This is a genomic window from Bariatricus sp. TF06-38A (genome assembly GCF_027690675.1).
Classification (GTDB): Bacteria; Bacillota; Clostridia; order Lachnospirales; family Lachnospiraceae; genus Allocoprococcus; species Allocoprococcus comes.
The window spans coordinates 59,830-71,575 of record NZ_JAQFCE010000006.1; the positions used below are offsets into that span (position 1 = coordinate 59,830).

General features: G+C 38.0%; 7 protein-coding genes. 1 reads left to right on the forward strand and 6 read right to left on the reverse strand.

The window, feature by feature from the left end; genetic code table 11:
- Positions 1 to 2 precede the first annotated feature (2 nt).
- Genes PG418_RS07155 through PG418_RS07165 form a run of 3 tightly spaced genes read right to left on the reverse strand, consistent with a single transcriptional unit; the run spans position 3 to position 2,802 of the window.
- Positions 3 to 1,475: an ABC transporter ATP-binding protein gene (locus tag PG418_RS07155; RefSeq protein ID WP_117457272.1), complete on the reverse strand. Its 1,473-nt coding sequence runs from the start codon at positions 1,473 to 1,475 to the stop codon at positions 3 to 5.
- Positions 1,472 to 2,197, reverse strand: coding sequence for an energy-coupling factor transporter transmembrane component T (locus PG418_RS07160; protein WP_008688120.1), 726 nt, complete (start codon positions 2,195 to 2,197; stop codon positions 1,472 to 1,474). Before PG418_RS07160 ends, PG418_RS07155 begins: the two co-directional genes overlap by 4 nt.
- Positions 2,194 to 2,802 (reverse strand): MptD family putative ECF transporter S component, encoded by a 609-nt coding sequence (locus tag PG418_RS07165; protein WP_008688119.1) that lies wholly within the window; start codon positions 2,800 to 2,802, stop codon positions 2,194 to 2,196. The genes PG418_RS07160 and PG418_RS07165 overlap by 4 nt, the downstream gene beginning before the upstream one ends.
- 181 nt (positions 2,803 to 2,983) lie before the next feature.
- Here PG418_RS07165 and PG418_RS07170 point away from each other — a divergent pair, with 181 nt between their 5' ends.
- Positions 2,984 to 3,952, forward strand: coding sequence for a helix-turn-helix transcriptional regulator (locus PG418_RS07170; RefSeq protein WP_117457271.1), 969 nt, complete (start codon positions 2,984 to 2,986; stop codon positions 3,950 to 3,952).
- A gap of 143 nt (positions 3,953 to 4,095) precedes the next feature.
- Here the strand turns inward: PG418_RS07170 and PG418_RS07175 are convergent, their stop codons facing one another.
- Genes PG418_RS07175 through PG418_RS07185 form a run of 3 tightly spaced genes read right to left on the reverse strand, consistent with a single transcriptional unit; the run spans position 4,096 to position 11,731 of the window.
- Positions 4,096 to 5,166 carry a Gfo/Idh/MocA family oxidoreductase gene (locus PG418_RS07175; protein ID WP_118447377.1) on the reverse strand — a complete coding sequence of 357 codons (1,071 nt, stop codon included), beginning with the start codon at positions 5,164 to 5,166 and terminating at the stop codon, positions 4,096 to 4,098.
- Complete coding sequence (locus PG418_RS07180) at positions 5,167 to 6,258, reverse strand: saccharopine dehydrogenase NADP-binding domain-containing protein (RefSeq protein WP_117457270.1); 1,092 nt, start codon at positions 6,256 to 6,258, stop codon at positions 5,167 to 5,169.
- Positions 6,259 to 6,286: 28 nt separating this feature from the next.
- Positions 6,287 to 11,731: a non-ribosomal peptide synthetase gene (locus tag PG418_RS07185; protein WP_117457269.1), complete on the reverse strand. Its 5,445-nt coding sequence runs from the start codon at positions 11,729 to 11,731 to the stop codon at positions 6,287 to 6,289.
- Positions 11,732 to 11,746: the final 15 nt, after the last annotated feature.

An 11,746-nucleotide genomic window follows, 5' to 3' on the forward strand; every position in this document is an offset into this window, starting at 1 on the left:
CTTCACATCTCCTTTCCCCCTGAAACAGAGAACAGTTCCCGGATCTTTGGGAGGAAATCCATCACAACAGGGATGTCATCCGGCATTTCCCCTTCATCAAAATGCAAGACACGTGAGCAGGTACGGCAGACAAATTCAAAATCATGGGTGACAATAAAAATGATTTTTCCCTGTTCGGATAACCGTTTGATCAATCCCGCCACCTGCGCCATGCTGTCAAAGTCCAGTCCGCTGGTGGGCTCGTCGAACACCAGCAAATCTTTTCCACAGATCATGCTGACTGCCACAGCCACCCGCTGCTTCTGTCCACCGGAAAGCGTGTTGGGATGGCGTTCCCGGTAGGTTGTAAGCCCCAGTTCCGCCATGGTTGTTTCTACTAAATCCTGATCCGGGTTTCGAATTCCGAAGGAACATTCTGCCTCCACACTTTCTGCAAACAATTCATAGTTCACATCCTGCATCACCATATAAGAGCGTTTCAGCCTCAACTTGTGTTCTAGCGGCTGACCATTCCAAAGGAACTCACCTTCACAGTCTTTATGAAGCCCGCACAGAGCGCGGGAAAACGTGGTTTTTCCGGCTCCATTATGACCGACAACCCCAATGACTTCTCCCCTTGCGACAGAAAGAGCAATTTGGTGTAGAACCGTCCTCTTTTTATAACGCAGCGTAATATCACGGATTGCTAATGTAGGAGGAAGAACCGTAGGATGGATGGCTGGAGGAAGAACCCTTGTCAGGTCAACTGCCCGCAGCCCCATGTGTTCCCGTTCGGTTTCCGTCAGCCGGAGAAATTCCTCTGACGTAAAAATCCTTGCTATTTCCCCATCTTCCAGATAAACAATGCGGTCTGCCAGCTCCATCAGATAATAGAGCCTGTGTTCCGCAATCAAAATGGTTTTGCCCTGGCTCTTTATCAGCCGCAGATGTTCTTTCAATTCCTGTATGGAAGCCATGTCTAGATTTGAGGATGGTTCGTCCAGCAGATAGATTTCCGGGTTCATTGCATAGACCGACGCAAACGCGATTTTCTGTTTTTCTCCGCCCGACAGTTCAAAAATATTTCGGTTTCGTAGCTTTTCAATATGCAAATCTTTTGTTGTCTGTTCTACCCGTTCCTCCAGTTCCCTTACCGGCCTGGCCTCATTTTCAATTCCAAAGGCAATCTCACTGTCCGTATCCACATTGAAAAACTGTGTCCGGGGATTTTGAAACACAGACCCCACCTTTGCAGCGATCTGATACATGGGCAGGTCACTGATTTCCTGTTCGTCCACTAGCACGCGCCCCTGAAGTTCTCCCTGGTAAAATTGTGGGATCAAGCCATTTACCAGCCTTGTGACCGTTGTTTTTCCGCACCCGCTGCGGCCACAGAACAAGACACATTCCCCGTCTGCAATTTTCAGGCTGATTCCATGCAGACTGTCATGCTCCTGTCCCTCATAAGAAAATGATACATTTTTAAACTCAATCACCCGATCACACCTCCCCGCTTACATAATTCAAAAATAAAGAAAGCAACCGCAAATAACATCGCCGTCCAATCTGCAATCCCGCATTTTATCTGGACAAGACAGGTCCGGGGATTGGGATTCTCGATCCCGCGGGTAACAGAAGCGATAGAAAGCTCGTCCGCTGCCTTGGAGGCCATCATCATCAGCGGAACATAGATACACTCTACTGTCATTCCCGGATGGGAAAGGAATCCGCCCAGGGAGGGCGATACGTCCCGCATACGCATGGCGTCCTTGATAAAATGCCAGTCCTCCTGGACGGTTGGAATATAGCGCAGCATGACCGCAAATGTGATGACAAATTTTTTCGGGGCATGGATTCGGTTCATGGCGGATAAAAATTCGCTGACCTTTGTTGTAAACAAGACTATCCCTGCCAGCATCCCGCAGGCGTAAACCTTGTGAAATAGCCCAAGGAACGCAACAAACATGGTCCGCAGCGTCCCCGTCATAGCCGCCATAATCCAGACTGTCAGTGCACAGACTAACGCATAAAAGCATACCCCTTTTACGGCATATTTCCACTTTCCACAAAGCACTCCTAATACAGCAATCAGCAGGACAAGCGCAAACTGATAGGTAAGAGAAGGCGCGAACATGGAACTCAGTACACACATCAAAATAAGAAAAAGCTTGGCCCGCGGGTCAAGCCAAAGCCCTTTCTGGACGGTGTTACCCATCATGCTGTAATACCCGCTTTTTCGAACTGCTTCTTCAACATTTTGCAGCCCACAAATGCACTGATAGAAGCTGTTACAAGGAGAGCGGCAAACATGGCGATAAAGATTCCCGCATTTGCGGTCGTCTGCATGGTATCGATATAGCTTTGCTCGGTTCCATTTCCCAACATGGTCTGCGCCCACCCCTGGGGATCAGCGAAGAAAACAAGGTACGACCCTGTTCCGCCCAGGGAGAAAAGGATATAGGACAGACTGTTGATCTTCTTGCTCTTGTACTGCTTTGTACCGGCAACAAAATCAGCTACGACAGCCATAATGAGATAGCCCAACGCAAACGCCCAGTGCATACCAGTGACAAACCAGATGATGGCCATGATAACGCCCATGATCGTGACGCTCCAGCGTTTATGTACTTTTGCGATCATCAGCAGATAAATTGGTCCGGCAAGCAAAGCACTCCCGGCAGGCATGAAAAAAGTCAGCACCGGGTTGGTAGCAAAAAAGACGCCTCCTACCATGATGAATACGAACAGAAGCGCAGTAAAAATTCCCGTTGTTACTAAGTCCTTGACAGACAATCCTGCCTTTGCATTTACTTGATTACTCATATTTTTTCCTCCTGCTTTCAAGAACGGTTGACCTACCGTATGAAATCTGTTATATTATGATTAGATGCTACTAACCACGGTCTATATCATACTAACTTTATGGGCGGGCTGCAATACATTGCAGGCACATTCGTCTTTTCGTTGCAAAGCTCCGTCCAATCGTTGCAAAGGAGGCCGTCATTTGAACAATAACATTATTGCGGATTACTATGAGCCGCTTTTAACAGATAACCATTTTATCCCGGTAGATAGCAATAACCACTTCAATTCTGCCGGACAATGCTGGCAGTTATCGCCTGAATTTGGAGAAGGCTTTTACTGGGTCTATGCGAAGAAAGACCTGTACGACATTAAAATCCATGATTTTTATTTCCATGAGGATTTCTTCATGGAATTTCATTTGCCGGAAGCTCTGAGTATTACTCAGTATGAATCCATCTCTGGCGAAGAATTAAATCCCTACCGGCGGATGTCTGCCGAATGTATCAAAGCCTTTATTGGCGGCTATAAGCCATACAAGGCAATCATCCATAAAAAAATCCCCATCCGGTCTATTGGTATCGAAGTCATGCCTGCATACTATGAGGATTATTTGCAAAAACAATATCCGGGGGACTATATCAGCCCACTTGCAGCTTTCCGGCAGGTTGATCAGACCACAGACTTCCCGGCTATGGCAAAGCTGCTCCATGAGGTAAAGGTTTACCGTGGGGATGGGATTGCCGCAGGACTATTTTATGAAGCGAAAGTGGCCGAGGCCGTATCCCTTGTGGTGGAAGAACAGAAAAAAATTCTCTCCCGCAAGGAGAAACATCTATCCGACCAGGATATAGCACAATTGGAAAATGTGACTGCTTATCTCAATGACCACTATGCGTTTGATATCCCATTGGAGCGGCTTGCAAAAATCGCCTGTATGGGAACCACCAAGCTAAAAACATCTTTTAAGCAGTTGCAGGGCTGCACAATCACAGAGTATATTCAACAGCGCCGCATGAGCCAGGCAGAGCATTTGCTGATTGATACGGATTTCACGATAGGACAGATTGCGGAAATGATTGGCTACTCTACTTCTAGCCGGTTTGCGGAATTGTTTCGTAAGAGTACGGGACTCCTGCCCATTGAGTATCGAAAAATGTCTCATCGATAACAGTACAGATATAATTTCATTTCCATCTCATAACCATTGTATTATCTCTGTCGTTATGCACCATAATAATGAAGTCCCCTCAAATCCGTTTAACACTTTTGAGGGGACTTCTTGATTCATAAATATCATTACATCTGAATTATTTATTTTACAATCTCCGATATTTTAATAGGTTTGGTCGTGTATGCATGTATAATATTAGCAGATCCTATACTGTTTCCCAAATCTTTCCATGCCTGACAAACAGATATCAAAAATTGGGCATTGCTGTCCATTTTTTTTCCAAGATAGAAGTCTCTATAAAAATCTTCCAAAAATAGTTTTATACTATCAGGCCATGTATCACTGAACATTTCCCTAAAACATTTTCCTTCGTCATTGTGCATTTCTTCATATACTGGGAGATCTAAATATTCATCGTCTGCTTCTAAATGAAACCCACCATCTGCAGCAATACATTTTCGTATACGTGGTTCCCACATAATATCACTATTCGTTCCAATCATAGTTAAATTTCCACATTCCGTGTATAACGATATTTTATGAAATAAAAGTACGCTGTTTTCCGGATCACTTGGATCCATTTGATTTTGAACATTTATACAGATTGGTATATTATATATCGAACCATATATTATACAAAATGGGGAATTCTTGTACGTTTCTTCTACTCTCTCAAATTTCCATGGTCTTAACCCGCCTATCGCTCTTCCCAAAATATCTATAAGCGGGAAAAGCACATGCACACTACATTCCGCATTAATATATTGCACGTCGTTTTTTTCCCTCAATTTTCCTGCAAGAAAAATAAATTGTTTTACATTGGAAAGTTGCGGATAAAAAGTATTTAGTCTATACATGCAGCAGTTCTTCTGAGCAATCTTAATACACATTATGTAATCATCTATATCAATTGGATGTTCCTGTATCACATTTATACCTTTCTCAAGTAATGAATGCACTATTGTGCTTCCTTCTCCATTTACTACAGTTGATTTTATCACAACGCAGACTACATCCACATTTTCTTTCGTAATCTCATCAATATCTGTATATAGAATTACTCCATATTTTTTTGTCCATTGTTTCGACCATTCGCTTCCTCTCGATAGAATCCCTACAAGTTTATATTTACATTTTATTTTATCTATTGCTCTAATATAGAATTGTCCGAATCCAACCCCACAAACAATTATCCGAAGTCTCTTTTCCATTTACAATTCGCCCTCCTCGTAATTCAAATCATGCTCTTGCATCTTTTTATCATTTTCCTTTAATCCAATTAGTATTTCCTCATTTATCAACGAATTCATGACTATTTCTGCATCCAATATTTCAAATGGCCAATATATGCCTTTTTGACATATTCCCGAACATAATGCTTCAGCACAAAATGCTGCGATTCTTCCATTAATTTTATACGAGTCCAAAGCCTCATATCCATAATTCTTTTTCTCAGTAACAGTTTCTATCTCTAGCCAAATTCTATACCACGTTTTGCTCTCTTCTCTTTTGTTTTCTAGTTTTCTTTTTACATTTTCAGCAAGCCTATTGACATACTCATATTCTTGACTAATCATTAACTTCAAGAGTGCTTCTTGTATTATATTCCTATATTCTGAATTCGTTTGTACATTGTACCAATGCAATTCATCAATTCTACTATATTCCGCACTCAAATAAATTTCGTCTGGCAAATATTCCATTATTTCTGCTGTATCCGGAAAAATTAATGGTACTCTTTCTGTTATATTCTCTGTTTTTTTTATTTGTTGATGTGAATAGTATGAATCAATCTTACCGAATTGAGAAAACGTGCTTAAAAGGAAATCAGCACATGCTGAGGCTGTTATATGTTCGTTACCACCGGCAAAAATATTTACTCTCCTGATTTCACTCTCCTGCTGTTCTTTTCTTATCCATACAGGAAGAATCCCCGATAATCCGGGGAAACTTCCTGCACCAATTATCATAGTGCTTTCATAATTGTAGAGTTCTTCTTTATCTATGCCTATGCCAAATGTATCTATATAATCAATGTTATGCTCACACACTACACTTGCTATCTCTCGTGAAAGGTAATATGACGGTCCAGTGCAGTTAATGACAATACTGCAATTTTGGCAAAACTTTATTAGTTCTTTCCTATTCCGCACATCAACTTGAACATATTCTATATCTGTATCCGCATTCATGTTTACTATTTTTCTCTGACCACATTTCAGCGGATATTTTCCTTTTAAATAATTTACCACATATTGCCCAACACCTCCTCCACATCCTAATATTCCAATCAGCTTATTCACGCTTTTATCACTCCTTTCACAAAAATTGCTACAGCCTCTCTTCTTTCAATATTCTTTCAGCCACTTTATCTGCATATGAACCTGTCATGCAGGTCAAATGCTCCCCTTCTATTAACTCAGATGTTATATTTCCCACTGTGGCTTCTTTCCAAAATCTTTCATTATCCGTGGGTTCAACTGGTAAAAAAGAAGAATTTTTATTGCGACAACTTAATACTAACGCATTTCCTACATAAATACCTGCATCATACATAATTACAGCGCTAAAGCTGTGGCAAAACACTTTGTATAAAGTATCTAATCTTTCCTTTGAATAACCAGATGTTTCTCCTTTAGTCGCAGGAAGTGTATTATACAGCTCTAATAAGCGTTCAGCATGTGTCTTCTTTATGAGTTTACCATAGCACTGACTTACAGGTAAAAATTCTCCTTCCAAACTTACTAGTTCTTCATTAGAAACATTATCTCCATATTTTTCACCTAATTCTTTAATTGCTCTTTTCAATAATTCATCCTCTACTGTATGCCCCACTTTATACGTATCTGCTCCAATTATCATTCCAAAAGCTCTTTCCATCAGTAGCTCATTATTTACCATTCTTCTGCTAGGCGTAGTATCAACGCTTATTAACGAATGCACTGTTTTCCCAGCTTCCGTCAAAATCTTAGCAGTTTCAAGTGCTATAAGTCCTCCCATACAATATCCAACCAAATCGTAGACTTCTTTTTCTGTGTCAATTAATATTTTTGCATACTTCTCACCCAAGAATTGTATCAATTTTTCAGGCTTAACAGATAAGTATTCTTCCATATCATTACACTGCAAAGCCAATAAGCTTCCTTCAGTCGAATGTAAAAAGGGAATCACTTGATTATATGGACTTATTGTACCCGTTCCATCATGTATGAGTACTAATGCTTTATTATTGTTTCCCTGTTTCAAAATTATTAAGCTTTCCTGTTTTTCTTTCGTTTCCTCTGACGGTAAACCTTCCATTAGCTTTTTACTAATTCCTTCAATAGTTGGTGATTCAATTAAAGCGATCATTAGCTTATCCCAATCCCACGCTTTTGCCTCTTCTATCTTTTCTTTCATTTTTGCTACAACTTGTGCGACTAAGAGTGAATCTCCACCTATCTCATAAAAGTTTTCATTTTTCCATATTTTTTCTTTTTTCAAAGCATCACACCATATTTGTGCTATTGCTTTTTCTAAATCTGTCGATGGTGCCTCGCCTTGCTCAGTTGTCTGTGTTAATGTTCCATCTAAATGATTTCTAAGAATATTTCTATCTATTTTCCCATTCGCAGTTAGCGGAAATTCCTTCAGTACCTCTATATGAGATGGCAACATATATTCCGGCAAATTATTTGCCATGTAATTTTTAATTTCACTTGGATCAATTCTTCGCCTTTTTGAATTAAATTTACAAACAAAGACCGTTTGTCCTATTACTTTTAACGTGCTATCCTCCTCCGGAAACGCAGCCAACAATTCTATGTCGGATTTCTTGAATAACTTATTCCATTGATCCTGCTGAAGAAAAATCTGTTCATTTTCTGCTCTAAAATCTTCTACTCCATTTAATCCATTCAGAAATTCTATCGATGTCATCAATGCATAATTATTGCCTGTGGCATCTATAATAATTAGATTTCCATTCGGAGCAGCTATTTCCTTAAACTGCCCTAACACTTTTACCTCATTATTCGCATTGTGAAGTACATTATTGCAAAGTATTACATCAAAATATGATGTTGGAATATCTTGTTTCCAATAATCAATATTGATATCATATAAGCCAAATTTTACCCACGGATATTTTTTAAATCGCTCTTGTGCCTCATTTAAAAATGAACGTGAAATGTCCGTAAATAAATATTCTACATTATATATTTTTAGTGCTTCAATTAAATCTATACTCACTCCACCTACACCAGCTCCAATTTCTAATATCCTGAACTGCTTTTGTGGATATTTTTTTGTGAAATGCTTTACAAGTACCAGCATATCTTCAACTACAACCCTATTAGTACACTTACTAACAATATTATCCTTGTACGCTGCTAATGCTACTTTAAAACTTCCTTTTGGGAAAAATAAGTCTATAGGATCCAGTTTTCCTCGCAATAAAGGTAATAAATTTGTACGCGTTTCTCCAAAAAAATTCATCATTAAATCATTATAATGTACCTTAGAATCAACTTTTAACCACTGTTCCCAAGAATGCTCGGCTAAATCTCTTGTTATCTCTTTCTTAATCCTATACTGATTTTTGTCATTCTTTACAACATATCCTTCCGTTTCTAATGCCTTTAGCCATCTTCTAATCAAAGGTTCATAATATTCATGCACCTTTAATGAATTAAATATCTCTTTTATCGGATACCATGTGTTTCGATCCGTAAAAATTTCTACTTTGTAAAAGGTCGCCAGCATATCATAAATTGCAGTCTCATTAGACGCATGTAGCCAGTCAGCAAAATCTAAGACATTTGCCTCAAACAGATTGCTATCTTGGTTGAAGCTTTTGTTTTTATTTTTTATATCATTTATTTCTGCTGTATTATCAACAACACTTTTTTCTATTTTAGGCTGTACGAAAGCACCTATTATATCGTCATTTTCTGTTGCTGTAACAACAATAGATCCCTCTACATCCTCGCACTGATTTATAACAGATTCCACTTCATTCAACTCCACTCGGTGTCCTCTGATTTTTACTTGATAATCTTCTCGCCCTAAAAATTCAATAACACCATCTGTTCTATATCTTCCCATATCACCAGTGTCGTATAAACGTTCTTCTAGCTCTTTATGGAATACAAATTTCCGGCAAGTAAGAGAATCATCTTTAAAATATCCAAGTGCCAAGCCTTTTCCACTTATATAAATCCTTCCTTTTACCCAATCCGGGCATTCTCTCATTTCATCATCCAAAATATAAAATTTTTGATTTGAGAGCGGTATTCCATAAGGAATACTTTTTTCATATACATAATCAGGATTAATTTCATACGCAATCGACCATATACTTGCTTCTGTAGCACCACCTAAACTAATCATCCTCGAATTACCAAATATTTGTTTCATTCTCTTAGGAAGCTGTACAGGAATCCAATCCCCAGAAAGCATAATAAGTCTTAATTTTTCTACCTTGCGTTTTTTCTCTGCTTCCAAATATGATAACAACATTTGCATTTGTGCCGGAACAGAATTCCAAATAGTAATTTGGTTTTCTAAAAGCAGCGTTCCCCATTCCGAAACATTTTTCTCATCGGTTGGCAGCACCAGTTTCCCACCAACTGCAAATATTCCAAAAATATCAAAAACTGATAAATCAAAAGCTAAATTTGAAATTCCCAGCACACTATCATTTTTTGTAATATTATACCGTCTTATCACATCATTAATTGTGTTCATTGCCGATGCATGTGATATGACAACGCCTTTTGGATTTCCTGTAGTACCGGACGTATATATTATGTATGCGGCCTGATTGGTATTTGTATTAAGTACTTCTACTTCCAGAGCATCCGCAACCACCATATCTTCTACATAAATTTTTTCCGCACAATCCAGTAAATCTATGTTTTTATTCGATGTGATAATAAATTTTGCTTGGGCATCTAATTCTATTTTATTTTTTCTATTTCTTGGTTGTCCTATGTCCACAGGTAAATATGTTCCTCCTGCCAAAAGGACTCCTAAAACAGACGCAATCTGCCATATTCCCTTTTTTAACTCAATTGCAACGATATCTGCAGTCTTTATATTTTTTCTAAGGAGCTCCTTTTTTACAGATGTAGCATATTCACCTAGTTCTTTATATGTATACTCTTTACCATTTGAACACAGCGCAATTTTACTAGGATATTTCTTCACACTTTCGCAAAATCCCTCGTGGAGAAGTTGCGGAATATATGGATAGTTGACTTCCTTTTTTTTTCTAATTTCTTTCATATCAGAAGGCAATTTGATTACATTTTTATCTGCCAACATATTTTGAGTATCAGTATAAATAAGCATTTCAGAAAATGTTCTAAAAGCCATTTCAATCATTTTTTTAGGGAAAGCCTTTTCTCTAACATCCCAATTTACTAATATTCCTTCTTTATATTCCATTACTTGGCAATCTATTAAAACCTGCGGAGTCTGACTGATTTTATAAATTAAGTTTCCTTTATGATTTGTACTCTCTTTTCGTGAAACCATGCTTAGTGTACTTGTAAACACATATGGAATAATTACTTCTTTTTTCTTTAATCTTGTCATCTCTCTTAACACTTCTATGCCACTATACGACATATGTTCCATGTCATTCCATAACTGTTTTTGTATAAACTGTACTCTCTGTATAAATGACAAATTATAATCTTGACATATCTCCAAAATATTTATTTTTGTGAAATCCCCTATGATGCTATAAATATCTGGATGCACTTGCTCACGATTAGCCATAGTAACGTTAATGCTGAATCGTTTCGAATTTGACCAGTATGCTAATACTTCTGCATAGCATGCTAAAATCAGTCCAGATAAAGTGATATTATTATCATCTGCCAGTTTCTGTAACTCCAAATAGCGTTCTTTTTCAATATAAGTATTTAATTGACGAATAGAGGTATCTTTTAAATCTTCTTTAACCGGTAAATCTGGAGCTTCCGGCATTGTTGAAATTCTCTCTTCCCAATACTGTTTATCTTTTTTCATGGTTTCCGAATACTGTGGATGCTTTTGTCTATTATGCTCATAAACAATTACATCTCTAAAAGACAGTTCTTTCGTAAAAGTCTTCTTTTTATCACCAAAATAATTATCCTCCAATTCGTCAACAATAATATTTATACTCAAGAAATCCGCAATTAACATATCTAGCGAAATGTGTAAAATTGTAACGTCCTCTAATTCAGATATTTCCAAATCAAATAACGGCCACTCTCCAACTTTATATTGTTTCATTACCAATCTATCTCGGATTTCATTTAATTTGTTTTTTCTTTCATCTGGTGAAATATCCTCAATTTTCCATTTTTCTATAGCCGGTACTTCGTAATCCTGTAATATTTGTTGTTCTTTATTATTCTTAATCACTGCATGAAGCATATCGTTATTTTTCACAACATTTTCCCATGCTCTTTCCAATTTTTCTAAATCAAGTTTAGGAAATTCGTATTCTGCATAAATTTTACATCCAATTCCACCATATTGATAAGTTCTGTTTCGTCCTATTACATATGCTACTTGTATATCTGTCATTTCAAACGGCAAAAATCTTTGGGTTTTATCGCATACAACTTGACCCTTGTGTGATTTTAAATAGGTAATAATATCATCTTTGTAAGCCTGTAGTTCTTTTCGCGCATCATCATCAATGATACCTTTCGGGCCACTAAATTGAAGCTTATCTTCATTCAAAAATAATTTCACACCTTTTTCTTGGTATTTTAAAATAATTTTTTCTGCTGTCATTTCTTCTCCTTCTTT